Origin of the sequence: Williamsia muralis (assembly GCF_051487485.1) — a bacterium.
GTDB lineage: Bacteria > Actinomycetota > Actinomycetes > Mycobacteriales > Mycobacteriaceae > Williamsia > Williamsia muralis_B.
The window spans coordinates 98,202-121,371 of record NZ_JAHVCV010000004.1 but is presented as its reverse complement, the minus strand read 5'-3'; the positions used below and the strand labels follow the sequence as shown (position 1 = coordinate 121,371).

Sequence of the window (23,170 nt, the reverse complement as noted above, 5' to 3'; positions counted from 1 at the left end):
CCCGTGTGTCGACACCCAAGATCGTGCTGTTCTACGTCTTCACGCCGCTGGCCGATCCAGAGGCAATCCGCCTATGGCAGCAAACTTTATGCGAGTCGGCGGGCGTGACGGGCCGGATCATCATCTCCGAGCACGGCATCAACAGCACCGTCGGCGGCGACATCACCGCGGTGAAGCGCTACGTCCGCGGCACCCGGGCATATCCCGCGTTCAAAAATGCAGACATCAAGTGGTCCGACGGCGTCGGGGACGATTTTCCTCGCCTCAGCGTCAAGGTGCGTCCGGAGATCGTCACGTTCGGAGCGCCGGACGAAGTGCAGGTCGATGTCGGTGGCGTCGTCGGCGGGGGTGCGCACCTCACGCCCGAAGCTCTCCATCAGCTGGTCGCGGACCGCGGAGACGACGTCGTGTTCTTCGATGGCCGAAACGCGATCGAGGCGCAGATCGGTCGTTTCCGCGACGCGGTGGTGCCACCGACGCAGACCACCCGCGACTTCCTGGAGGTCATCGAGCGCGGTGACTACGACCACCTGAAGGACAAGCCCGTGGTCACCTACTGCACCGGCGGTGTTCGGTGCGAGGTGCTGTCGGTTCTGATGCGCAACCGCGGGTTCGGTGAGGTCTATCAGCTGGACGGCGGAATCGTCCGGTACGGCGAACAATTCGGCGACGACGGCTTGTGGGAGGGCTCGCTCTACGTCTTCGACAAACGGATGAGCGTCGACTTCTCTGACCACGCGAAGGTCGTCGGACACTGCACACAATGTGGCGCAGCCACCAAGAACGTCGCCAACTACCCCGACGCCGACGGCAGAGACCTTGTTGTCGTCTGCCCCGACTGCCTCGCCGGACCGGAGCGATGACAACCGTTCCTGTTCTGATAGTCGCGGGGTTCCTGGGTGCCGGCAAGACAACACTGCTCAATCACCTTCTGCGCAACCGGGCCGGTCTGCGAATCGGTGTGGTGGTCAACGACTTCGGAGCGGTGAACATCGACGCGATGTTGGTGGCGGGTCAGGTCGACGGCACGGTGGCGCTCGGTAACGGCTGCATGTGCTGCACGGTCGACGACGAGGGACTCGAGGCCACCTTCGCCGCGCTGACCACTCCGCGCGCCGCTCTGGACCTGATCGTGGTGGAGGCGAGCGGCCTGGCCGAGCCGCGCAATCTGGTGCGGATGGTCGCGGCGAGCACTCATCCACGAATCGAGTACGGCGGTCTTGTGTACCTCGTCGACGCGGCGAACTATCCGGCCACACGGGAGCGTCACCCGCAGATCGATCAGCACGTGGCGCTTGCCGACATGATCGTGATGAACAAGGTCGACCTGGCCGAGCAATCGTCTGTCGACGCCGTGCGCGACCGGCTCCGCGAGCGAAATGCCACGGCGCCGATCGTCGCAACCAGCGACTCCGCGATCGACGTCGGACTGCTGTTGGATGCCGACGAGAAACAGGTGGATGACAAGGCTCCGCGGCAACTGGGTCTCGACGAGCTGCTGCTGGCCGAGGATCTGGGCGGTGAAGACGGCAGCGAGGAGCACTGCGGTCATCTGCACCACGACTACCAGTCGGTCTCCGTGACCGAGAGCGCCCCGATGAACCCGCGGGCGCTGGCGGCCTTTCTCGAACAACCGCCTGCGGGTGTGTTCCGTATCAAAGGATTCGTCTGGTTCGACGTGGCGGGGCATCGGCAGAAGTACGTCCTGCACACCGTGGGGAACTACGTGACGGTCCACGCCCAGCGCTGGGAGAAAGACGAGCCACGGCGTACCGAACTCGTGGTGATCGGGGTGGGCATCGACGAGGACCAGGTGCGCCGGGTCTTGCTGGAGGCTCGCGCCGACGGTGACGTGGACAAGCAGGCCATGCTCAGCCTCACCCGCTACCTGCGGTAGCGCAGGGTACCTGCGGATCTGCTTGTCCCGACCTGTGCCGCCGCACAGTTACGCATCGACCAGATCACAAGCCAACAACGGTTTCTCAGGTGCAGGTCGGCAATTTCCCAAAAGTCTCGACTACTGCTTGACTGTTACTGAAGTGAATATTGTGACTGATGTTGCGCCCATCGGGTGGAACTCGGACTCGATTTCAGGCGTACTCGAAAGGAACACCGTGACCAAGAAGAACCTCCGCGTCGCCGGGCTCACCTCCCTGGCGGTTGCGGCCTCCCTGATCGCGATGCCCACTGCGGCCAATGCCGAACCTGCACCGCCACAAGGGAACACGCTGGCAGGCAAGACTGTTTTCCTCGATCCCGGACATCAGGGATCGGCTGCGGGCAACGATCTGAACAAGCCGGTTCCCGACGGGCGTGGAGGCACCAAGCCGTGCCAGACCACCGGCGCCACCAGCCCCGACGGGGTGCCTGAGCACAAGGTCAACTGGGACATCACCCAGCTGGTCAAGGCCGGACTCGAGAGCCAGGGCGCCAAAGTTGTCCTGAGCCGCCAGGATGACACCGGGTGGGGAGGGTGCATCGATGAGCGGGCCAACGCGGCCAACGCCTCGAATGCCGATCTTGCCGTGAACATCCACGCGGACTCCACCTCGCCCGGTACCGACGCGGGTAAGAGTGGCTTCCACATCATCGTCCCCGAACTGCCCATTCCTGACGCGGCCGTGAACGAGGTGCAGTCGGGCAAGGGGCGCAAGGCCGCCGAGCAGATGCGTGACGCATTCAAGAGCGCAGGGTTTGCACCCGCGAACTACGCCGGCGCGCAGGACGGACTGCAGACCCGCGCGGACGTCGCGGCCGTCAACCTGACGAAGGTGCCGGACGTCTTCGCCGAACTGGGCAACCTGTCGAACCCGGCTGATGCCGCTACGTTGTCGGGTGCCGAGGGCCAGCTCAAGTACGCCATCGCCATCGTCGACGGTGCCATCAGGTACTTGCTGACGGGTGCCACCGCGGCTGCGCCAACGACGGGAGCCGCGCCAACCACGGGAACCGCGCCGACCACGGGAACCGCTCCGACCACGCCGGCGGCATCCACGGTCGCACCGACCGCACCTTCCGCGGCCGCGCCATCAACCACAGCGCCCTCAGCGACGACTCCGACGACAGCGGCTCGATCGACCACGACCCCTTCTACGACGCCGTCGACGAGCACCCCGAAGGCTGCCACGCCGTCGACAACGCCCTCGACAACACCGAAGACGACCACCACGACTCCCTCGCCGGGTATCGCGTTCCCGCAGTTGCCTCTGGCCGGTCAGCAGTCCACAACACCCACCACGGAGCAGAGTGAGGGAATCGATCTGAGTGGTCTGCAGGCAATCCTGCCGCTGCTCGGACAGCTGACGCAGACCGACGATCCGGAGGCGATCGAGGGTCTGCTGTCGAGCGAGGGAAGTGACGCCGCATCGCAGGTTCTGCAGGCGATGTTGTCGGTCGTCTACGAGATGTTTGGCGGCAAACTCCCTATCTGAGTGCGGACGTGACCCGTAGGGTTGGGTCATGAGTGTTCGAGATCTGTTGGTGATGAAGGCTCCTGTGCCCACCCTGCAAGGCAAGCGGGTCCTGATTACCGGTGCCGGGAGCGGGATCGGCAAGGCCACTGCCGTGGCGGCCGCGCGTGAGGGTGCAGCGCTCGTGCTCACCGACATCGCCGCGGACAATCTCGACGAGACCGTCGCCGAGATCAAGCGCGCCGACGGCAAGATCCTGTTCCATCGTCCAGGTGACGTCTCGGATTACGAGTGGGTACGCCGGTTCGCCCAGCAGGTGGACGCCGAGGTCGGTGTGATGGACGTGGTGATGAACATCGCCGGTGTATCTGCTTGGGGCACAGTGGAAAACCTGGAGCACCGTCACTGGAAGAAGATGGTCGACGTCAACTTGATGGGCCCGATCCATATCATCGAGTGTTTCGTTCCCCAGATCGTGCGCCGTGGCCGTGGGGGCCATCTCGTCAACGTGTCGTCGGCGGCGGGCTTGCTCGCCCTGCCTTGGCACGCGGCATACAGCGCCAGCAAGTTCGGGGTGCGCGGCGTGTCAGAGGTGCTACGAATGGACCTGCGCCGCCACAAGATCGGGGTCTCGCTGGTGTGCCCGGGCGGTGTGGACACGCCACTGGTCAACACCGTCGACATCGCCGGCATCGACCGGGACAACCCGAAGGTTCAGCGGCAGATCGAACACTTCCACAAAGTGGCCGTCTCTCCCGAGCGTGCCGCCCAGGCCATTTTGCGTGGGGTGCGTAAAAACCAGTTCATGGTGTACACCTCGCTGGACATCCGGTTCGGCTACTGGGTGGCCCGCAAGTTCGCCTTGCCGTACGAGGTGGTCATGCGTATTGCCAACAACCGATTCGACCAGCTGGCAAGAGTGAGCGGGCGCAACCTCGAAGCTCTTGCCGTGCAGTCGGATTCGAATACTAGCTCGTCCACCAGTCGTCAAAAGGGCTGACCGGCACCGTTCGCTTGTGGCGGGTACGCAGGAACAGTGATTCGATCCGCTTGGCCACCTGACCGTCCACCTCATGGCCCTCGAGGTAGTCGTCGATCTGGCTGTAGGTGACACCCAGCACCTCTTCGTCCGGCAACGCCGGCCGATCATCTTCGAGGTCGGCGGTGGGAACCTTCGAGGTCACCGAGTCGGGTGCACCGAGATGCCGGAGGATCTGTGCGCCTTGCCGTTTGGTCAATCCGGTGAGGGGAGTGATGTCCACGCCCCCGTCGCCGTACTTGGTGAAGAATCCGGTGACGGCCTCCGCCGCGTGATCGGTACCGACGACCAGGAGGTTGTCGTGGGCAGCGATGGCGTACTGCAGCACCATGCGTTCGCGGGCCTTGATGTTGCCGCGCACCAGGTCTTCGAGCGGTTCGCCGATCGTCTGGACGACTTCCTCGGCAGTGGCGTCCGATCCCGGCTTGACGTTGCACACCACCGACCGGTCGGGTGCGATGAACGTCAGTGCGATCTGGGCGTCGTCTTCATCGGCTTGTTCGCCGTAGGGAAGTCGTACCGCGACGAAGGTGGCTTCGGTTCCTTCTGATCGCAGACCTTCGACCGCCAGCTGGCACAGTTTGCCGGTGAGGCAGGAGTCCTGACCGCCGCTGATTCCGAGGATGAATCCTGCCGAGCCCGCAGCCTTCAGATACTGCTTGAGGAAGGCCACTCGCCGTTCCACCTCTGCTTCGGGGTCGATGGTGTCCGACACCTCGAGCTCGGTGATGATGCGCTTTTGCAGGCTGGTCATGAGGCGATGGTAGTGCGCCCTACGGTGATCCGGCACGCTGGACGGGTGAGCGCAGACGAGTACCGCAAGCATCAGCCCGGAGTGCACCCCGATTTCTTCATGGCCGAGGCGGCTGGTCTCCGGTGGCTCGCTGCCGCTGGAGCTCCTGTCGTGCGGGTAGTGGATGTCGGAGCTGAGCACATCACCTTGGCCAGGGTGGCGACGTCGGCGCCCGGCAAGGCCGCCGCACGCGACTTCGGGTCCGCTCTGGCGATGATGCATGATGCGGGGGCCGATGAGTTCGGGAGCGGGCCACCTGATTTCGACGGCCAGATGTTCATCGGCCGGCGTCCGATGCCGTCAGACCCGACCGCCACGTGGGGCGCCTTCTACGCCCGCCAGCGAGTGCTCCCATTTCTCGACGATGCGGTGTCCGCGGGAAATCTTGGTGCGGTCGACGAATCGGACACCAGGGCGGCGTGTGAGTTGATCGGCGCGGGGGTGTTCGACGACGGTGAGCGCCCGGCACGAATCCATGGTGATCTGTGGAACGGAAACGTGATGTGGACATCGAAAGGGGTGGTGATGATCGATCCTGCCGCGCACGGCGGACACCGTGAGACAGATCTGGCGATGCTTGCGTTGTTCGGCTGCCCGGAACTGGGGTCGGTGATCGAGGGGTACCAGGACACCCACCCGCTGGAACCCGGTTGGCGCGAGCGGATTGCGTTGCATCAGTTACATCCGCTGGCCGTGCACGCGGCCGGCCATGGTCCGCACTACGGGGTCGAACTGGGCCGGGCTGCCCGCCGCACACTGGAGATGGCGCGGTGAGCAACATCCTGGTGGTGTCGGCCACCCGATCAGAGGCAGCCCACGTACCTGCCGAACTGCCGCTGCTCATCTGTGGGATCGGCAAGGTCGCCGCGTCGATTGCGGTGACCCGGTCGTTGGCGGCCCACCCCGATCCCGCGTCGGTGACCGTGATCAACGTGGGCACCGCCGGAGCGCTCCGGCCTTCGATGGCCGGCCTGTACGTGCCATCGGTGGTGCATCAGCACGACATCAGCAGCGCCGCTCTCACCGCGATGGGTTACCCGGTGGTGGACCGGATCGAATTGCCTGACGGGGACGGCAGCGAACTGGCCACCGGAGACACCTTTGTGGCCGACCCAGCTCACCGCGATGCGCTGGCGCATCGGGCGGCGCTGGTCGACATGGAGGGTTTCGCGATCGCCCGGGCAGCCGGAGAATTCGGGGCGCGCTGCCGGTTGGTCAAGGTCGTCAGCGACCAGGCAGATGCGCAGGCCATGGACTGGCCCGCCAGAGTGGATACGGTGGCCGGACTCCTCGGCGACTGGCTCAGAACCCACGTCGCGGAGGCGTACTGACCCGGAGGACGTTAGCTGGGTTCGCGGTATCGGAGCCGGGGGGCGTTGGTCAGATCATCGGGTGCCCGGTAGGCCCGTGCGCCCGGCGGCGGTGGGTCGTCGTACGACGATGCACGCCTGCGACGCGGCTCGGGGGCTTCCGGAACAGCCCGGCGGCGGCGAGGGGCCGCAGCCGGATCCGATGCCCGGTTGGCAGCGCGTTCGCGCGGCTCGGTGGATCGGGCGGTGCCCGCCCGAGGCGCTTGGCCACTTCGCGACCGCGAAGTGGTCGCCGCGGGTGGCGTCGACTCGTCGGACCGGTTCGCACGGGTTCGCGCCGGAGCGTCTGCGGATGCAGCAGGGCGTCGTCCCGTTGCCGGGCGACGATCGCTCTTGGTCAGGACCACTGTCTTCTTGGGATGTGTCAGCCACACCCGGGCCGCTGCGATCGCGAGCACCGCGACAAAGGTCCAGCCCATCAGAGGGAAGAGCTTCGCAACCGGAAGAGCCACGTTGAAGATCAGCCGCTTCACGCCGGAGTCACTGTCCGACACCAGGAAGTAGAGGGTTACCACCGCGACGACGAACAGGATTAGCGGGGGTTGTGTGACGGCGGTGAACAGCGCGCGTCGGCGTACCGCGAGTACCGCGGCGATGCAGCCGATCACATAGAGCGCCCGGAATCCGAACCCGAGACTGGTTTCGTCACCGGCGAGCGCGAGCACAGCACCCAACACCGTCAGGCCACCGGCGAGCAACACCGCGCCCCACCACGGAACCCCGGGTGCGGTGGGAAGTGCGGATTGCTCATCGAGGGGAACCCCCGAGCGAGAGCGCGGGCCAGAAATCACATGTCGACCGTACCGGTAAACCCTGAGAAACCCGGTAACGAACCCGTTGGATCGAACTGTGGCGAGTATCGCTAACGGGGGCCGTCGAGCGAGGCCCGGCCCGGCAGTCCCGACCCGGGAACGCTCCCCACGCGGGTTCCCGTGAACGTCGCGGTGATGGCATTCGGGCACGTGAAGTCCGCCGCCCGCGCCAGCGTCCGTGGTCCGCGCCGGTTGGATGACTGCACGGCTCGTTCCCGAATCAGCAGGCTGCGCACGTGGTCGGCCGATCCGACTCTGGTGCAGCCGGGCTGTTGCCCGGTGGTCCGAGTCGCGTTCACTACGGCCGCGGTGACCTTCGCGTGTGTGAGAACACTGCCGAGCGAGCCGGTGTTCGTAGGTTCGACATTGGCGGCCACGGTGGCCGCAGGCGTGATCACCTCACCGGTCAGCTCGCGGTCGGCGTTGTCTCCGACCGCGAATGCAAATGCACCCACGGCTGCGGTGGTGAGGAGCCAGCCACTGATCACGCCGGCGCTGCGAAGAGTTCCGGATGACGGTGTCTGAGGAACGCGGCTGACATACATGTGACTGACTCCAGGCTTTTGAAGGGAACTGGAATCACTGTGTCGTCTGCCGCTTGGACGAGGCTTGAAGATGACTAGGAAGCCGCGCGACGGGGCCTTCCAAGTCGTGTTGTCCATTCCAAGAAGGCCGATTGATGAACGTCAGACCAGTCCGGCGCCGGTGCGTCTGGGCTGGGAGTCGATCGGAACCGGTGGGGCGAGGTCATCGAGGTCGGCGAATGCGTCGAGTTCGGACAACTTGCGGGCGGTGACGGTGATCCGTGAATCGATGGTGCCGATCGCACCGTTGTAGGAGTCCACGGCCTTGGACAGCGAACCCCCGAGCTTGTCCAGGTGGCGGGTGACCATCCCAATGCGTTGATACAGCTCTTTGCCAAGATGGTGGATCTGCTGGGCATCTCGGGTCAGAGCTTCCTGGCGCCATCCCAGCGCGATCGTCCGGAGCAGGGCAACCAGATTGGTGGGGGTGGCGATCACGACGTTCTGATCGAATCCGAAATCGAGGAGGTCTGGGTCGGCGCGGCACGCCATCTCCAAGATTGCCTCACCCGGGACGAACAGCACCACGAACTCGGGTGAGTTGCCGACCGATTCCCAGTAGGACTTCGACGACAGCTGCTGCACGTGAGCGCGCAGGGCGCGAGCGTGCGCGCGGTAGCCCTGCGCCCGTGCGGTGGGATCGGTGCTCTCAGCGGCTTCCAGATATGCCGACAACGGCACCTTGGCGTCAATGATGATGTCTTTGCCGCCGGGAAGGTGCACCACGAGGTCGGGCCGGACGCGGCTCGAGTCGTTGGTGGTTCCGGCGGCCTGCGTCGTGAAGTCGCAGTGGCGCTGCAGGCCCGCCGCCTCGATCACGCGCTCGAGGTGCAGTTCGCCCCACCTTCCACGGGCTTGTGGGGAACGCAGCGCTCCGGCCAATTGTTCGGCCTGCGACCCCAGATGTGCTGTGGTCTGGCGCATTCCGGTGACCTGCTCGGAAAGGCCGGCATAGGCCGCGATGCGGTTGCGTTCGGTACGGCGCAGTTCGCCCGCGAGAGAGTCGAGCGTGTCACGCAGCGGGCCGACGATGTGCGAGACCTGCTGCCCGATCGCCCCCGACTGGCGGCGGGCGGCATCCTCGCTGGCTGTCGACAACGATCGCACCAGTAATTCGTGATTGGCGTGCGCGGCTTCGGCCTCCGCCCGCGCGACAGCCACTTCGGTGTTGGATCGGCCGGCGTGCACAAACCAGCCGAGCGCGAATCCGATCACCAGCCCGAGGACGAGCAGCAGAACTGCGGTGGTACCCATGGTGTTGATGGTGCATCAGGAGTCGGACATCGTCGGGGAGGCGCGGTGGTCTCAGGCCCGTTCTTCGTGGGCGATCAGCCATCGTTTGACGTCGAGGCCGTACCGGAACCCCCCGAGGGTCTTGTCGGTACGCAGCACTCGATGACACGGGACGAACAGTGCCGCGGCGTTGCGGGCACATGCGCTCGCAGCGGCGCGGATCGCGGCGGGTCTGCCACTGCGGGCCGCGTACTCCGTGTAGCTGACCGGAGCCCCGGCGGGCACTTCTCGCAGCACGTCCCAGGCATGTTCGAGGAACTCACCCGATCGTTGTCGGACAGGGATGCTGTCGATGGCCGTCAGGTCGCCTTGGTGGTACGTCTTCGCGGCAGTGGTGACCTCACCCAGATCGGGCTTGTCCACCAACGTCAGCGGACGGATCGACTTGTGGACAAGGGCTTTGAGGTACTCGGGATCGTCGGACCATCCGGAGGCGAGCACCTGACCGTCGCTGTCGACGATCATGGTGAACGGTCCGGTGGGGGTCGAGATGGTGGACCAGGCGGCTGTACTCATCAGATCTTCTCTCTTGTGGGTGCAGGGATAGAGGTGGTTGCAGACGCCAATATCGGAACGGTTCGTGCGAGTGCATGGGCCCACAGGTGCATCGATGCGTACGAGCGCCACGGCGACCAGTGCCCGGTGGCGCCGAGATCGATCCCCAGGTCCTGGGCCGAGCGTTTGAGCACCAGGTCGGTACTGAGCAGCACATCGGGGTTGTTGAGCAGTCGCATCGTCACGTAGTCCGCGGTCCACGAACCGATTCCGCGTTGGGCGAGTAGCTGGGTACGCACCTCTGCTGCCGGCATCCCGGGGTGGATGGTGAGGCGACCGTTGGCGACGGCTCGGCTCACGTCGACGATGGCCGAGGTGCGGGCGGCCGGCCCGGTGAGCACCTGCATCCCTCGCTCGGCCACCGCGTCGGCCGTGGGGAAGAGGTGGGTGATGTCGCCGTCCGGCTCGGTCAGCGGTTCCCCCAGGGCCGCAACCAGTTTGGCGGCGTGGGTCCGTGCGGCAGGCAAGGAGATCTGCTGGCCGATCATCGTACGCAGGAGAACCTCGAAGGCGTCGGTACATCCGGGGGCCCGGATGCCAGGGCGTTCGGCGATCAGGGGTGCCAGAGCAGGATCCGCCGCGAGAACCTCGTTGGCCGCGGCCACGTCGGCGTCCAGATCCAGCAACTGCCGGATGCGGTGCACGGCGACCCCCAGGTCGCGCATGTCGTGCAACCGGAGGTCGGCGCGGACATGATCGGACAGGATCTCCAGACCCACGATCACCGGCCCGTGCGGGAGCGACATCGAACGTCGGTAGATACGGCCATCCCAGCTCTCGACACCCGCCACGGCGTGCCCGGACAGGAACCACCGCAGCCAGGGCGGTGTGAATGGCTGGCGGACAGCAAGTTTGAGTGTGACGGCACTACCGGTCGCACCGGGTGCGTTGGTGGCACCCTTGGCGCGCAAAGCGGTGGGCGTCTGCGCGAACACCTCGCGCACCGTGTCGTTGAACTGCCGGATGCTGGCGAAGCCCGCGGCGAATGCGATGTCCGACATCGGCATCGTGGTGCATTGGATGAGCATCCGCGCGGTGGTGGCCCGATAGGCCCTGGCCAGGGCGAGTGGTCCGGCGCCGATCTGTTCGCCGAGAACCCGTCCGAGTTGGCGTGGGGAGTATCCGAGGTGCTGGGCCAGGCCGTTCACGCCGCCCCGGTCCACGATGCCGTCCTCGATCAGTCGCATGGCGCGTGAGGCGAGGTCGGAGTTGATGTTCCAGCGCGGTGAACCCGGGACGGCGTCGGGTAGGCAGCGACGGCAGGCGCGGTAGCCGTTCTGCTGGGCGGCCGCGGCGGTCAGGACAAACGAGACGTTGCGCGGCTTGGGAGTGATGGCCGGGCACGATGGCCGGCAGTAGATGCCGGTGGTGCGCACCGCTACGAAGAACTGACCGTCGAACCGGGCGTCGCGTGCCTGCAGCGCGCGGAAGCATCGGTCGAAGTCGAGTTGGCTCGCGCTGATCGCGGTGGTGGGCATGGCACCACTCTTGCAGTATTCCGGCGCTCGTACTAGCGGGAATCGGACGCGGCCGTCACCGGGATTCTGGGCGGTTCACGCACGTCTGACGGCCCGCGTGAGACGCTGTGTCCCAGATCACGTCGAGGCTGTCACGGTTGTCCCGGAACGGTCGACTTTCAGGCTCTTTGCGCAGGAAAAGGCGGACAAAACGTCAAACCCGTGCCAGAGTGGAAATATGTACGTAACACGATGGGGACGCAAAGAGGCGCCGTTGTCGCAGTTTCCCGGCTGGGGCGTCGAGATCATGATGGGTCTGTACGGCGAACAGTCGGTGCGGTCGGCGATCGAGGCCGAGAAGAACGCTTCTGCCGGGTCGGTCCGGCCCGCGGCGGGTACGGATCTCCCGCAGCCGAAGGATGTGGACCCGGTGCAGCAAGACCTCGACGCGGTCGGCGGAATGTTCCGCTGGCTGCAGCGGCGACGCGCCTAGAGCATCACTCCACGGTGTCGATACCGGCGAGTTCGACGCCGCGGAACTGGGCCAATCTCTCGGCCTCGGCAGCGATTGCTTTTTGCATCTTGGTGGTGTGACGAACCCACGGCTCGACCTTAATTCGTAATTTCTTGCCCGACTTGGCGGGACGCCAGGTGCCCACAGGTTCGGCTGCCGCAAAGATCACTCCCGGTCTGCCCAGGACCGGCCACACGGTTTTACGGCGATCAACCTCGGGGACCAGCATCTCTCGGTCGCGTCCTTGCAGCAGGGCGTCATAAGGTCCGGCGAGCCGAACTGCCGTCGGCTGTGGGGGATCGGTGAGTAGGTCGATTGCATCGACTAATGCAGATTTGCCCTGACCGTCGACGTCGACATCGAGAACGTCATCGGGCCAGTGCGCCTTGACTTCTTTCACCGGTGAGTCCAAGAACGCCGCCACCTCTTGGGCCGTGGAAGGGCCGTAGAACCGCAGGTAGTTGCGGATGAGGTCGAATCGTGGCGACGCATCGGCGTCAGGCCTGCGGAACTCGTTGGGGCGCAGACCCTTCACCCTGTGCAACACCGGTGGACTGGTGTTCGGGAGCAGTTCGAGACCGGCCTGCAGAGCCGCGAGCCGGAACGTCTGCTCATGTGGGTGCACCGCACCGCACGGTTTGCAGTCCCGAAGGTGGTGCTCCGGCAGTTCGGCGGACAACCGGCTCGACATCTCGCCCTTCACCATCGTGTCGGTGACGATGGCGCGCATCGTGGTGGCAAGCTCGCGCAGCGCCACAAGGGTGTCGACGCCTGCGTCCTTGAACTTCTTGTTGGCGTCGAAGATCCGTTTGGCGGCATCGAGTGACGAGTAGGGGCTGACGGCCACCGCGACATCATCGAGGTCTGCCCGACGGTAGTAGTGCGGCGCTCCACGGACCGTCCAGGCCACGGTGAGATCCTGCATCGCTGCCGCTGACATCCCCCGGATCGTCAAAGCCCAAGGGGCGCCGTCGGGTCCGGTGTCCTGCACACCGAAGTCGAGCAGATCGCAGTCGTCGCCCGTCGGGTCAGGGCGCTCGAGTTGCTGAGTGAACCACCGGGCAGCAAGAACCTGTTCGCGACGAATCGACTGCATGATGACCTCCTCGTGACAACCGTACGGAGCACCGGCGACATCCTGTGAGCCGTTCGATGTCGAGTTCGGTCCCGGTCGGCGTCATATGTGACGATCACACCATGGCAACAACACCGTCGGACGACCCCTCGGAGCAGGTTCGGCCCAAGATCACCAAGTCGGTGACCGGTCCACGCCGCCGGTCTCACCCCACCCGCGGCAGGGTGATCGGGAACGGTATGGCGTGGACGGCCAAGCACAGCCTCCGGATCATCTTGATCACGATCGCCGCGTGGATTGCGGCGTGGGTCGTCGGCAAGTTGTGGACGATCTTGTTGCCCATCGCCATCGCGATCATCATCTGCACGGTGCTGTGGCCGCCCGTGCGTTGGTTGCGGTCCAAAGGTGTCGCGCCTGCGGCTGCCGCCGGTTTGGTCCTGGTCCTGGCACTTCTGGTGGTGGCCGGGGTGATCAGTGCGATCGCGCCGTCCATCGTCGATCAGTCCACGGACCTGGCCAACCAGGCCACCGAGGGTGTCGAGAAGGTGCAGGAGTGGCTGCACGGTCCGCCGTTCCGGTTCAGCGAAGACCAGCTCAACAATGGCGTGGACGCCATCACCAGCCGCATTCAGGACTCGAGCGCGACCATCGCCTCGGGGGTCTTCTCCGGAGTCACCGCGGCGACGTCTGTTCTGATCACGCTCTTCACGGTGATCTTCCTGGTGTTCTTCTTCCTGAAGGACGGACCGCGTTTTGTGCCATGGCTCCGCCGGGCGAGCGGACAGCCGGTCGCCGAGCACCTCGCAGAGGTGTCGACGAGAGTGTGGTCCACGTTGGGTGCCTTCATCCGTACCCAGGCGTTGGTCAGCTTGATCGACGCCGTGCTGATCGGGCTCGGCTTGGTGATTCTCGGTGTGCCACTTGCCTATGCGTTGGCCATCATCACGTTCATGGGCGGGTTCATCCCGATCGTCGGTGCGTTTGTCGCTGGCGCTCTGGCGGTGTTGGTGGCCCTGGTCGGCAACGGTGTGTGGACTGCCCTGATCGTGCTGGGCATCATCGTGGCCGTGCAGCAGTTGGAAGGAAACGTGCTGCAGCCGTGGCTGCAATCGCGATCGATGAACATGCATGCCGTCATCGTCTTGCTGTCGGTGTCGCTTGGTGGATCGCTGTTCGGCATCGTCGGTGCCTTCTTGGCGGTCCCGGTCGCCGCGGTCGGCACGGTGATCCTGCGGTACCTCGACGAGCAGATCGCCATCCGCGCCGGCGAGACGGTGAAAGCGGACGAAGAGGACGACGATCTGGTGGTTCCCAAGGGCGAATTGCCCACCGATCCCGAACCCACGTAGGCACTCACGCGGCGCCGGGGATCGTACGGCGCGCCGACGTGCTCCGGGCGGCAACTAGACTGGTCGGTTGTGAGTCTTACCCTCGGTATCGTCGGACTGCCCAACGTCGGCAAATCCACCCTTTTCAACGCGCTGACCCGCAACGATGTGCTCGCCGCGAACTACCCGTTCGCCACGATCGAGCCCAACATCGGTGTGGTGGAGTTGCCCGACTCGCGGCTGGCCCGGCTCGCGGAGATCTTCTCCAGCGAGCGGATCTTGCCGGCCACGGTGTCGTTTGTCGACATCGCGGGCATCGTCAAGGGCGCCTCGGAGGGCGAGGGGATGGGTAACCAGTTCCTCGCCAACATCCGCGAAGCCGAAGCCATCTGCCAGGTGGTACGGGTGTTCGCCGATGACGATGTGGTGCACGTGGACGGCCGGGTCGATCCGGTGTCCGACATCGAGGTGATCGAGACCGAACTCATCCTCGCCGACATGCAGACGCTCGAGAAGGCGCTGCCGCGGCTGGAGAAGGATTCGCGGAAGAACAAGGACCTCGTCGAGGTCGTGGCGGCCGCCCAGGCCGCGCAGAAGGTGCTCGACGAAGGCAAGACCCTGTTCTCGCAGAAGGACTCGCTGGACTTCGCGAAACTTCGTGAGCTGCATCTGATGACCACCAAGCCGTTCCTCTACGTGTTCAACGCCGACGAGTCCGTGCTCACCGACGCCGACCGCATCGCTGAACTGAAAGCTGTTGTGGCCCCGGCAGACGCGGTGTTCCTGGACGCCAAGGTGGAGAGCGAGTTGCTCGAACTCGACGCCGAGGATGCGCAGGAACTTCTCGACTCCATCGGCCAGGACGAGCCCGGCCTGCATTCACTGGCTCGCGCGGGATTCCACACCCTCGGGCTGCAGACCTACCTCACTGCGGGACCAAAAGAGTCGCGCGCGTGGACAATTCACAAGGGCGACACCGCACCCAAGGCTGCAGGTGTCATCCACACCGACTTCGAAAAGGGCTTCATCAAAGCCGAGATCGTGTCATTCGACGACCTCGATGCCGCCGGTTCGATGGCTGCGGCGAAAGCTGCAGGCAAAGTCCGGATGGAAGGCAAGGATTACGTGATGGCCGACGGCGATGTGGTGGAGTTCCGCTTCAACGTTTGAGATTGCGGGTCATAGGGCCAACCTTGGCCCACCGTCAGACGTCCCGCAGCAGGTTTGAGAGCCTCTGCGAACATGGCCTCAGAGGCCTTGCGAGTGCGATCGTTGGCGTCGTCCCGCAGGTGGCTGTATGTGTTTAGCGTGAGGGTCGCGGTGCCGTGGCCGAACGCGCACTGAACGGTGACCACGACGCAGCCAGCTCGTCTCAGATCAACACGAACTACCGACCACTGAGCAGTCTCCCGGCCAGACTCGGGTCGGCGTTCTGCGCCGCTCTCCCGGAAACCAACTGCACATGCTCGCGCCGCGGCCGCACCCCACAATCACGGGGATCGTTGGGCGACTTCACCGACGCGCAACCTCAGCTACCCGCCAACAAGAACTTGGGTGTCGGAACCAATACGGGCCCGGCCGCCGAAGACCCGGACCTCGCTTACATGAAGATCTTCGACATCGACCTCGACACCTCATCCGAGGTAACCGCCGATATGCCCTACGACGCCCGCCTCATCCTCACGAGGGTCAACACATCAGTCGAATGGCGCGTGCACCACCTCGGCAACTACGTCTTACCTGAAGACATCGAGCACTAGGACCGGTCATTCACTCCGGTTCGGGACCGTGGGGTCAACGAACGGGCCCTGCGAGAGCTTGCGCGGCCGGACCGCCAACGTCTTGTACTCACCGAGCTGCCTTTGCCGGCCGCTGCCCAACAGCCAGCGCCGACGATGGTTCTCGTAAGAGTTCCAGAACCAGAACGGCTTCCGGTATCGCCACACCTCCATCGCTGGACGCTGGCCAATCTCATCCCACAGGTTCAACCGGGTCCGCACCGCCTCGCTTACCAACATTGGGCGGCCGAACAATGTTGTGCGCGTGGCACCCCACGACAACACCAGCCAGGCGTTCGCGGCCTGCTCCTCGGTCAGCCGGACGTCCCACTCGATCGGCGGTGTAGAGGAGTCGAGCAAGGCGACACGATCCGAGTGCAGATTCTCGAGACCCGCGTGAGTGATGTCCAATCGAGCAGCATGCAATTTGCCCGGACCATGCGACCACACCTTGATCGCATAGTCACGATCGACGGCACCGTCTGCCTGTCGCTGCGGTATCGAACTGATCATGGTGGTCCGGCCGACCGACTCAGCCTGCGCGATCACCAGCTGACGCCACGCAAACCAAACACCGAGAATTGTAAGGATGCCGACCAGCACAGTGTTCACAAAGGCCACGCCTGGACTGTAGTTGCTGAATACTCCCGGGGTAGGACCCCTCAGCACATACAGAGCCGGTGATCGCGATGTAGGTACCTCGCAGTCCTGAACACCTGAGTTTGTTCCAGAACGGGTTGGGCCGACGTTTCGGCCGCAAAGTTTGCCCTCCACCAATTACTCAGTTTCGCGTCGCTGGGGAGCAAGTGCTTCGAGCCCGGCAACTTCTAATTGATATCAGCCGCGCTCACAACTGGCGCCGGGGCCGCCGGCTAGATCGGCGGTCGGCTGCGGCAGATTGTCAGACCTCGAACGTATATTCGAGTCATGAGTTGGGCGGGGGCCACCACGATGGACGCTGAGGCGTTGGAGTTGTTGTCGCGGGTGCAGTCTGGGGTTCGTGAGGTGAATCGGGCGTGGGCGCGGCGGCTCGATGACGGCCTCGAGTACTACCGGTATGTCTCCAGCAACGACGACGAGAACGGCACTCGAGCGGCGGCGTGTGAGATCGCGGTGGCGTGGCGATGCACCACCGGGCAGGCCGATCATTTGTTGCGGTGTCGGCGGTTGCTGGATCACCTGCCGGCTTTGGCCGAGGCGTTTGATGCCGGTGAGGTGAGCATCGGCAAGCTCAAGGCGCTGCATCACCGGGCCTCGCGGGGGTACCGGGACGCGCTGATGGACCTGGACGGTGTGCTCGCGGACGACGCGATGCTGTTGGGTGAAAACTCATTTTCCGAAGAACTGGATCGTCATCTGATGTTGTTTGAGCCGGAGGCCGCGGACGATGACGAGGTAGCCGATCCGGCTCGGCGGGTGGTGGTGCGTCGGCGTGCGGGTGGGATGGCGAGTTTGATCACCGCGTGCACTGCGGAAGAAGCGGTCCGGGTCAAAGCGCAGCTCGATGAAATGGCGCCGGACCGGGCCGGACAGGTGGACGCGGTGCTCGATGCGATCGCAACCAGCCATGGCCAGACTGAAGCCGCTGCGGACGAGACGTCGAATCCCGCAGAATCAGCCGTCGGCTCAGAAGCAGACACGCGCGACCTGGCCGATGCAGAGCGGAATCCCGCGCGCCTGGCGCCACGTGCGTGGACGGAGCTGGTGGTTGATCTGCCGACCGTGCTGGGGTTGTCGTCGAATCCGGGATATCTGCTCGGGTATGGGCCGCTCGATTGTGAACAGTCGCGGACGTTGGCAGGTCGGTCCAGGTGGCGGGGCTTGGTGACGATCGGGGAAAAGGCTGTCTCTGGACTCCTCGACTTGTTCACCACAGCCGCAGGCGCGGCGATCACCCGTGACGACATCACGGCGGTTTTGATGAGCTCGGTCGACGGCGGAAGTCGAATCGTGCTGGGGGAGAAGAACCTGGGCCTGCCGCCGCCCCTGAAAGCGCCACCAGATCAGGATGGCCACGGTGGTTGGAGTACGCCGCCGCCGGGCGCGTTGCGATATCGACCCGGGGCAAGGCTGAATCGAATAGTGCGTGCGCTCGATGGGCATTGCCGTTATCCGGGCTGTTTCGTTCCCGCGGACAAATGCGAGCTCGACCACATCGTGCCGTTCAACCATGCTGACCCCATGGCCGGCGGGTGGTCGATCGAAGCGAACTTCGAGTGCCTGTGCAAAGAGCACCACGACCTCAAAACCCGGGGCATCATTCGAGTGGTCCTTAATGGCGACCGGAAGATCTGGATCAACACACGCGCCGGACAGCAGATTGCTACGCAACCTGCGATACGCCAAGCCACGAAGTAGCTCGAGACGAAGTCGACCTACTTGCTTCGGTACCCTACGGGGGTATAGTCGAGTTTGGCCGACACGAGGAGGGTGAGATGACGCGTACGCAGCGCACTGACCCCGCCTTCGTCGGTCCAACGGCCACTGTCGCGGCGTCGGCGTTTGCAGCGCTCCTGGCAGTCCTCCTCATGCACTCGGTGCCCATGGTGCACGCACCGGCGCATGGTGTCGCAGGCGCACATGCCGCAGTCACCACGCACCACGAGCATGCGGGCCACACAACCATGGCCCCGCCGGCGATGGCAGCCGACAGCACCCACTGGACGGCGCACGCAGCCATGGCCCTTTGCATGGCGTTGATAACCGTCGCGTCAGTGTTGCTGATCGTGCGTCGGCTACTCGGGCGCCAAAGCGTCGACGCCGGACCGCGAATCCACGTCCCTGGCAACGGCAGATACGCCTCGCGCGCCCCACCCTGGGCCGCGCCCTCCCTCGAAAAGTTGTCGATCTTGAGGATCTGATGGACTCCCGCCCGTTTCCCGCGGGCGAGTCCTCGTCATGGCGTGTGTCTTTCGCACGCCGATCCCTATCAACATTCGAAGGAACAATCATGTACAAAACACGTTCTCGCCGAACCGGTTTCGCGCTAGTCGGCATCGCTGCTTCGGCAACCCTACTTCTTGCGGGGTGCAGTTCTGACAACGGTGACCACGACATGGGCTCGATGTCCCACCAATCGTCCGCTGCTCCTTCGGCATCGAGTTCGGAGCAGGCCGCCACGTTCAACGATGCCGACGTGATGTTTGCGCAGATGATGTACCCCCACCACGCGCAAGCCGTGGAGATGGCCCAACTGGTCGACGGTCGGACCACCACTCCGGAGGTCGTCCAGCTCGCCGATGCCATCGAGTCGGCTCAGGGGCCGGAGATGGAGCAGCTCGCCCAGTGGTTGAAGCAGTGGGGCCAACCCGATCCCAGCTCGGAAAGTGGAGATCAAGGCGACATGCATCATGGCGACGACACCATGAGCGGAATGATGTCGGAGCAAGAGATGAAAGACCTGGCGACCAAGAGTGGCGCGGAGTTCGACCAGGCCTGGCTGGCGATGATGATCGAACATCACGCCGGCGCCATCGAGATGGCAAACGCCGAAATCTCCGACGGAGCACACCAGGCAGCCAAGCAACTCGCGACGACGATTGCAGCGACTCAGCAGCAGGAGATCGACACCATGAGGTCGCTCCTGCAGTCCTGACCGCACAAGAAATCGAAATACCAAGCAAAGGCGCTCCGGCTACGGCGGGAGCGCCTTTGTTGTTGAAGAGCTCCTCGACAGATACCCCTGGGGGGTATACATTCGAGGCATGGACACGATGCACAACCACTCGGCTCACACCGAACATCACGGCACTCATGAGGGAATGGACCACCAGGGTGGTCATCGGGGACATGCCGGCCACGGCGATCACGTCGGACAGTTCCGCCGACTGTTCTGGATCATGCTCGCGCTGGCAGTCCCGGTCGTCGGCTTCTCGGGCATGTTCGCGATGCTCGTCGGCTACGAAGTACCCGACCACGGGTTGGTCTCGTGGATCTCGCCGTTGCTCGGCACGGTCATGTTCGTGTGGGGCGGCCGTCCGTTCCTCAGCGGTGCGATCAGCGAGATCCGCTCGCGGGCACCAGGAATGATGCTGCTCATCGCTCTTGCCATCACGGTCGCGTTTGTCGCGTCTTGGGGGGCAAGTCTCGAGGTGCTCCATCATGATCTGGATTTCTGGTGGGAACTCGCGCTGCTGATCGTCATCATGCTTCTCGGGCACTGGATCGAGATGCGCTCGTTGGCACAGACGTCATCGGCACTCGACTCGCTGGCAGCGTTGTTGCCCGACGAGGCCGAGAAGATCGACGGTGGTACCACGGTGCTCGTGCCTCCCGCGGAACTCCGTTTGGATGACGTGGTTCTCGTGCGCCCGGGAGCGAGTGTGCCGGCCGACGGGACGATCATCGACGGGACCGCCGAGGTCGATGAGTCGATGGTGACGGGCGAATCGCGCACCGTCGGCCGGACGGTCGGGGACGCGGTGGTGGCCGGAACCGTCGCCACCGATTCTGCTCTGCGCGTTCGCGTTACGGCCATCGGTGACGACACTGCGCTGGCAGGAATCCAGCGACTGGTGTCCGAGGCACAGAACTCGTCGTCGCGGGCACAGCGCCTCGCCGACCGCGCGGCCGCGTGGCTCTTCTGGTACGCGCTCGGTGCCGCAGCCCTCACTGCAATCGTCTGGTCGGTTCTCGGATCCACCGACGACGCGGTGGTGCGCACCATCACCGTGCTGGTGATCGCGTGCCCCCACGCTCTCGGGCTGGCGATACCTCTCGTGGTCGCAATCGCCACCGAGCGCGCTGCCCGCGCAGGTGTGTTGGTCAAAGACCGCCTCGCTCTCGAACGCATGCGGTCGGTGGACGCGGTGCTGTTCGACAAGACCGGCACGTTGACGCAAGGCGAGCCGACGGTCGTCGCGGTCCACGCGGTCGGCACATCGACCGAGAACCACGTGCTTGCCGTGGCCGCGGCGGTGGAGTCCGACAGCGAGCACCCGTTGGGCAAAGCGATCGTGGAGGCCGCCAAGGCGCGACAGCTGCAGATTCCTCCGGCCGAACAGTTCCGGGCGTCGCCGGCCGAAGGGGTGTTGGCGTCGGTGGAAGGGCGGCAAGTCCGGGTCGGGGGCCCGCGCATGTTGGAGCGGTATCAGCGCGCCGAGGTCGAGGTGGCCGAGAAATGGCGTGCCGACGGAGCCATCATCCTGCACGTACTCGTCGACGACGAAGTGGTTGGAGCACTGAAGTTGGCCGACGACATCAGGCCGGAATCGCGGGAAGCTGTTGCGGCACTGCATCAACTCGACATCGAGGTTGTCATGATCACCGGCGACGCCGAAGCCGTGGCCCGGTCGGTGGCGACCGAGCTGGGCATCGACCGCGTGTTCGCCGGTGTTCGGCCGGAGGACAAGGCGTCGAAGGTCAAGGAATTGCAGGGCGCCGGACGCACGACCGCCATGGTGGGTGACGGGGTGAACGATGCGCCCGCGCTGGCCCAGGCCGACGTCGGCATCGCCATCGGCGCCGGGACCGATGTCGCGATCGCATCGGCAGGGGTCATCCTGGCCGGAGACGATCCGCGTTCGGTTGTGTCGGTGATCGAGTTGTCCAAGGCGGGCTACCGAAAGATGAAGCAAAACCTGTGGTGGGCAGCCGGTTACAACCTGATCTCCGTACCGCTGGCTGCTGGACTGCTGGCCCCGATCGGGTTCGTGCTGCCGATGTCGGTGGGCGCCATCCTCATGTCGGTGTCGACGGTTGTGGTTGCACTCAACGCGCAGCTCCTGCGTCGGCTGGATCTGCGGCCGGACGCCCGCGCTGCAGGAAACAAGGCCGAGAACACTGGGCAAGGTGGGGCAGACATGGCAACATCACGCTTGTGACCAGCGACTCCGCCGCCGCGCAGAACCTTAGAGACCTTGCTCTGCTGCGACGTGTCCGCGATCGGATCGACCGCGAGTACGCCGAACCACTGAACGTCGAAGCCCTCGCCCGGGGAGTGAACATGTCGGCAGGTCATCTCAGCCGCCAGTTCAAGCTCGCCTACGGCGAGTCGCCCTATTCCTATCTGATGACCCGGCGGATCGAGCGTGCGAAGGCGCTGCTCCAGCGGGGTGATCTGAACGTCACCGAAGTGTGTTTCGCCGTGGGTTGTTCATCGCTGGGAACATTCAGCACCCGCTTCACCGAGTTGGTCGGGATGTCGCCGAGCACCTACCGAAGTGAGGCCGCGGGTGAGACCGCAGGTATGCCGTCCTGCGTCACTAAAAAGGTGGCCAGACCGATCAGGAATCGAGAAGCCAAAGGCGTCGCGGCCCAACTAGCGTGAGCGCCATGGACATCAACATTCATTCGAGTTTCCTTCCGCACACCGACCCCGAGGCTTCCAAGGCCTTCTATCGGGACACCCTCGGCTTCGAGGTCCGCAACGAGGTCGGCTACAACGACATGTACTGGATCACGGTCGGACCGAAGGGCCAGCCCGACGTCAACATCGTGCTGACCCCGCCGGGTGCCGACCCGGGCATCACCGACGATGAGCGGCGCACGATCACCGAGATGATGGCCAAGGGCACGTACGCGAGCCTGCTGCTCGCCACCAAAGACCTGGACGACACGTTCGAGCGTGTGCAGGCAAACGGCACCGAGGTGGTGCAGGAGCCGACGCAACAGCCTTACGGCATCCGGGACTGCGCGATCCGTGACCCGGCAGGCAACATGATCCGTATCCAGGAAGTCGCGTGATGACGGACAGCAAACAAGCGGACGGCCGCAAGAGTCGCGGTAAGAAGCCGGGGCGGTTGTCGCGGTGGATGCAGCAGCGCACGAACAGACGGACGATCACCCGCATGCGACGGGGCAAGGCGACCTTCATGGGTATGGACCTTCTTGTCCTGCACACCGTCGGCCGACGTACGGGGGAGCCGCGGCAATCACCGGTGACGTGGTTCGAAGACGGCGAGGGTGCCCGGCTCATCATCGCGTCGGGCGGCGGGGGCCAGAATCCTGATTGGTACGCCAATCTGATGGCCGCTCCAGACCGGGCGTCGATGGAATTGCCAGGTCAGGACGTCGTTGCGGTGACGCCGCGACGACTGGAAGGACCTGAGCGCGAACCGGCCTGGCAACGAATCGTCGAGGCACAGCCCCGCTTCGCGAAGTATCAGAAGAAGTCCGACAGGCAGTACCCGCTTGTTCGGCTCACCCCGCGCTGATCCTCAAC

Annotated in this window: 24 protein-coding genes and 1 pseudogene; 17 read left to right on the top strand and 8 right to left on the bottom strand. The window is 64.7% G+C overall.

The window, feature by feature from the left end; all coding sequences use genetic code 11:
- Nucleotides 1-5: 5 nt before the first annotated feature.
- From trhO to KXR83_RS11960, 4 genes and pseudogenes are all read left to right on the top strand, one after another.
- Nucleotides 6-863: an oxygen-dependent tRNA uridine(34) hydroxylase TrhO gene (trhO, locus tag KXR83_RS11975; RefSeq protein ID WP_437425048.1), complete on the top strand. Its 858-nt coding sequence runs from the start codon at nucleotides 6-8 to the stop codon at nucleotides 861-863.
- Nucleotides 860-1,897, top strand: coding sequence for a CobW family GTP-binding protein (locus KXR83_RS11970; RefSeq protein WP_437425047.1), 1,038 nt, complete (start codon nucleotides 860-862; stop codon nucleotides 1,895-1,897). The genes trhO and KXR83_RS11970 overlap by 4 nt, the downstream gene beginning before the upstream one ends.
- Before the next feature lie 190 nt (nucleotides 1,898-2,087).
- A pseudogene (locus KXR83_RS11965) lies at nucleotides 2,088-3,026 on the top strand (N-acetylmuramoyl-L-alanine amidase); the annotation flags it as partial.
- Nucleotides 3,027-3,459: 433 nt separating this feature from the next.
- Nucleotides 3,460-4,410 carry an SDR family oxidoreductase gene (locus KXR83_RS11960; protein ID WP_116914971.1) on the top strand — a complete coding sequence of 317 codons (951 nt, stop codon included), beginning with the start codon at nucleotides 3,460-3,462 and terminating at the stop codon, nucleotides 4,408-4,410.
- Here the strand turns inward: KXR83_RS11960 and nadE are convergent.
- Complete coding sequence (gene nadE, locus KXR83_RS11955) at nucleotides 4,379-5,203, bottom strand: ammonia-dependent NAD(+) synthetase (RefSeq protein WP_437425046.1); 825 nt, start codon at nucleotides 5,201-5,203, stop codon at nucleotides 4,379-4,381. The genes KXR83_RS11960 and nadE overlap by 32 nt on opposite strands.
- A 6-nt stretch (nucleotides 5,204-5,209) precedes the next feature.
- On the opposite strand from nadE, the gene KXR83_RS11950 reads away from it, so the two are divergent.
- Together KXR83_RS11950 and KXR83_RS11945 are read left to right on the top strand one after the other, a co-directional pair.
- Complete coding sequence (locus KXR83_RS11950) at nucleotides 5,210-6,016, top strand: fructosamine kinase family protein (protein ID WP_437425045.1); 807 nt, start codon at nucleotides 5,210-5,212, stop codon at nucleotides 6,014-6,016.
- Nucleotides 6,013-6,573, top strand: a complete 561-nt coding sequence (locus KXR83_RS11945; RefSeq protein ID WP_437425044.1) for a nucleosidase — start codon at nucleotides 6,013-6,015, stop codon at nucleotides 6,571-6,573. Before KXR83_RS11950 ends, KXR83_RS11945 begins: the two co-directional genes overlap by 4 nt.
- A gap of 11 nt (nucleotides 6,574-6,584) precedes the next feature.
- Here KXR83_RS11945 and KXR83_RS11940 read toward each other — a convergent pair whose 3' ends face one another.
- The 5 genes from KXR83_RS11940 to KXR83_RS11920 form a co-directional block, all read right to left on the bottom strand.
- On the bottom strand, nucleotides 6,585-7,403 hold the full coding sequence (locus KXR83_RS11940; RefSeq protein ID WP_437425043.1) for a DUF6542 domain-containing protein: 819 nt from the start codon (nucleotides 7,401-7,403) through the stop codon (nucleotides 6,585-6,587).
- 71 nt (nucleotides 7,404-7,474) lie between these two features.
- The gene (locus tag KXR83_RS11935) at nucleotides 7,475-7,969 is read right to left on the bottom strand and encodes a hypothetical protein (protein ID WP_437425042.1); all 495 of its coding nucleotides are present in this window, start codon (nucleotides 7,967-7,969) and stop codon (nucleotides 7,475-7,477) included.
- 141 nt (nucleotides 7,970-8,110) lie between these two features.
- Entirely contained in the window at nucleotides 8,111-9,262 is a 1,152-nt protein-coding gene (locus tag KXR83_RS11930) for a DNA recombination protein RmuC (RefSeq protein WP_437425041.1), read from the bottom strand.
- A gap of 51 nt (nucleotides 9,263-9,313) precedes the next feature.
- On the bottom strand, nucleotides 9,314-9,817 hold the full coding sequence (locus KXR83_RS11925) for a methylated-DNA--[protein]-cysteine S-methyltransferase (RefSeq protein WP_437425040.1): 504 nt from the start codon (nucleotides 9,815-9,817) through the stop codon (nucleotides 9,314-9,316).
- Entirely contained in the window at nucleotides 9,817-11,334 is a 1,518-nt protein-coding gene (locus KXR83_RS11920) for an AlkA N-terminal domain-containing protein (protein WP_437425039.1), read from the bottom strand. The genes KXR83_RS11925 and KXR83_RS11920 overlap by 1 nt, the downstream gene beginning before the upstream one ends.
- Before the next feature lie 217 nt (nucleotides 11,335-11,551).
- On the opposite strand from KXR83_RS11920, the gene KXR83_RS11915 reads away from it, so the two are divergent.
- Complete coding sequence (locus KXR83_RS11915) at nucleotides 11,552-11,806, top strand: hypothetical protein (RefSeq protein ID WP_062798692.1); 255 nt, start codon at nucleotides 11,552-11,554, stop codon at nucleotides 11,804-11,806.
- Nucleotides 11,807-11,810: 4 nt separating this feature from the next.
- Here the strand turns inward: KXR83_RS11915 and KXR83_RS11910 are convergent, their stop codons facing one another.
- Nucleotides 11,811-12,923 carry a DNA glycosylase AlkZ-like family protein gene (locus tag KXR83_RS11910; protein WP_437425038.1) on the bottom strand — a complete coding sequence of 371 codons (1,113 nt, stop codon included), beginning with the start codon at nucleotides 12,921-12,923 and terminating at the stop codon, nucleotides 11,811-11,813.
- Nucleotides 12,924-13,024: 101 nt separating this feature from the next.
- Between KXR83_RS11910 and KXR83_RS11905 the strand changes: the two genes are divergently transcribed.
- The 3 genes from KXR83_RS11905 (at nucleotide 13,025) to KXR83_RS11895 (ending at nucleotide 15,990) form a co-directional block, all read left to right on the top strand.
- Nucleotides 13,025-14,251, top strand: coding sequence for an AI-2E family transporter (locus tag KXR83_RS11905; protein WP_437425037.1), 1,227 nt, complete (start codon nucleotides 13,025-13,027; stop codon nucleotides 14,249-14,251).
- A gap of 69 nt (nucleotides 14,252-14,320) precedes the next feature.
- Nucleotides 14,321-15,400, top strand: a complete 1,080-nt coding sequence (gene ychF, locus KXR83_RS11900; protein ID WP_023963187.1) for a redox-regulated ATPase YchF — start codon at nucleotides 14,321-14,323, stop codon at nucleotides 15,398-15,400.
- Nucleotides 15,401-15,555: 155 nt separating this feature from the next.
- Nucleotides 15,556-15,990 (top strand): hypothetical protein, encoded by a 435-nt coding sequence (locus KXR83_RS11895; protein WP_437425036.1) that lies wholly within the window; start codon nucleotides 15,556-15,558, stop codon nucleotides 15,988-15,990.
- A 6-nt stretch (nucleotides 15,991-15,996) separates the two neighbouring features.
- On the opposite strand, the gene KXR83_RS11890 is transcribed toward KXR83_RS11895, so the two are convergent.
- The gene (locus KXR83_RS11890; RefSeq protein ID WP_437425035.1) at nucleotides 15,997-16,629 is read right to left on the bottom strand and encodes a hypothetical protein; all 633 of its coding nucleotides are present in this window, start codon (nucleotides 16,627-16,629) and stop codon (nucleotides 15,997-15,999) included.
- Between the two features lie 306 nt (nucleotides 16,630-16,935).
- Between KXR83_RS11890 and KXR83_RS11885 the strand changes: the two genes are divergently transcribed.
- From KXR83_RS11885 to KXR83_RS11855, 7 genes are all read left to right on the top strand, one after another.
- Complete coding sequence (locus KXR83_RS11885) at nucleotides 16,936-18,366, top strand: hypothetical protein (RefSeq protein WP_437425034.1); 1,431 nt, start codon at nucleotides 16,936-16,938, stop codon at nucleotides 18,364-18,366.
- A gap of 77 nt (nucleotides 18,367-18,443) precedes the next feature.
- Nucleotides 18,444-18,869, top strand: coding sequence for a DUF6153 family protein (locus KXR83_RS11880; RefSeq protein ID WP_437425033.1), 426 nt, complete (start codon nucleotides 18,444-18,446; stop codon nucleotides 18,867-18,869).
- Nucleotides 18,870-18,958: 89 nt separating this feature from the next.
- Nucleotides 18,959-19,603, top strand: coding sequence for a DUF305 domain-containing protein (locus tag KXR83_RS11875; RefSeq protein WP_437425032.1), 645 nt, complete (start codon nucleotides 18,959-18,961; stop codon nucleotides 19,601-19,603).
- Nucleotides 19,604-19,769: 166 nt separating this feature from the next.
- Nucleotides 19,770-21,830 (top strand): heavy metal translocating P-type ATPase, encoded by a 2,061-nt coding sequence (locus KXR83_RS11870; protein ID WP_437425361.1) that lies wholly within the window; start codon nucleotides 19,770-19,772, stop codon nucleotides 21,828-21,830.
- Entirely contained in the window at nucleotides 21,827-22,276 is a 450-nt protein-coding gene (locus KXR83_RS11865; RefSeq protein ID WP_030165636.1) for a helix-turn-helix transcriptional regulator, read from the top strand. Before KXR83_RS11870 ends, KXR83_RS11865 begins: the two co-directional genes overlap by 4 nt.
- A gap of 5 nt (nucleotides 22,277-22,281) precedes the next feature.
- Entirely contained in the window at nucleotides 22,282-22,692 is a 411-nt protein-coding gene (locus tag KXR83_RS11860) for a VOC family protein (RefSeq protein ID WP_030164251.1), read from the top strand.
- The gene (locus KXR83_RS11855; RefSeq protein ID WP_437425031.1) at nucleotides 22,692-23,162 is read left to right on the top strand and encodes a nitroreductase family deazaflavin-dependent oxidoreductase; all 471 of its coding nucleotides are present in this window, start codon (nucleotides 22,692-22,694) and stop codon (nucleotides 23,160-23,162) included. The genes KXR83_RS11860 and KXR83_RS11855 overlap by 1 nt, the downstream gene beginning before the upstream one ends.
- The last annotated feature ends 8 nt before the right edge of the window (nucleotides 23,163-23,170 follow it).

Coding starts and splice junctions, on each gene's coding strand:
- KXR83_RS11935 (WP_437425042.1), bottom strand. CDS start 7,969: ATGTATGTCAGCCGCGTTCCTCAGACACCGTCATCCGGAACTCTTCGC.
- KXR83_RS11950 (WP_437425045.1), top strand. CDS start 5,210: ATGGTAGTGCGCCCTACGGTGATCCGGCACGCTGGACGGGTGAGCGCA.
- KXR83_RS11930 (WP_437425041.1), bottom strand. CDS start 9,262: ATGGGTACCACCGCAGTTCTGCTGCTCGTCCTCGGGCTGGTGATCGGA.
- KXR83_RS11920 (WP_437425039.1), bottom strand. CDS start 11,334: ATGCCCACCACCGCGATCAGCGCGAGCCAACTCGACTTCGACCGATGC.
- KXR83_RS11905 (WP_437425037.1), top strand. CDS start 13,025: ATGGCAACAACACCGTCGGACGACCCCTCGGAGCAGGTTCGGCCCAAG.
- KXR83_RS11925 (WP_437425040.1), bottom strand. CDS start 9,817: ATGAGTACAGCCGCCTGGTCCACCATCTCGACCCCCACCGGACCGTTC.
- KXR83_RS11915 (WP_062798692.1), top strand. CDS start 11,552: ATGTACGTAACACGATGGGGACGCAAAGAGGCGCCGTTGTCGCAGTTT.
- KXR83_RS11880 (WP_437425033.1), top strand. CDS start 18,444: ATGACGCGTACGCAGCGCACTGACCCCGCCTTCGTCGGTCCAACGGCC.
- KXR83_RS11855 (WP_437425031.1), top strand. CDS start 22,692: ATGACGGACAGCAAACAAGCGGACGGCCGCAAGAGTCGCGGTAAGAAG.
- nadE (WP_437425046.1), bottom strand. CDS start 5,203: ATGACCAGCCTGCAAAAGCGCATCATCACCGAGCTCGAGGTGTCGGAC.
- KXR83_RS11870 (WP_437425361.1), top strand. CDS start 19,770: ATGGACCACCAGGGTGGTCATCGGGGACATGCCGGCCACGGCGATCAC.
- KXR83_RS11960 (WP_116914971.1), top strand. CDS start 3,460: ATGAGTGTTCGAGATCTGTTGGTGATGAAGGCTCCTGTGCCCACCCTG.
- KXR83_RS11885 (WP_437425034.1), top strand. CDS start 16,936: ATGAGTTGGGCGGGGGCCACCACGATGGACGCTGAGGCGTTGGAGTTG.
- KXR83_RS11875 (WP_437425032.1), top strand. CDS start 18,959: ATGTACAAAACACGTTCTCGCCGAACCGGTTTCGCGCTAGTCGGCATC.
- KXR83_RS11910 (WP_437425038.1), bottom strand. CDS start 12,923: ATGCAGTCGATTCGTCGCGAACAGGTTCTTGCTGCCCGGTGGTTCACT.
- KXR83_RS11970 (WP_437425047.1), top strand. CDS start 860: ATGACAACCGTTCCTGTTCTGATAGTCGCGGGGTTCCTGGGTGCCGGC.
- KXR83_RS11860 (WP_030164251.1), top strand. CDS start 22,282: ATGGACATCAACATTCATTCGAGTTTCCTTCCGCACACCGACCCCGAG.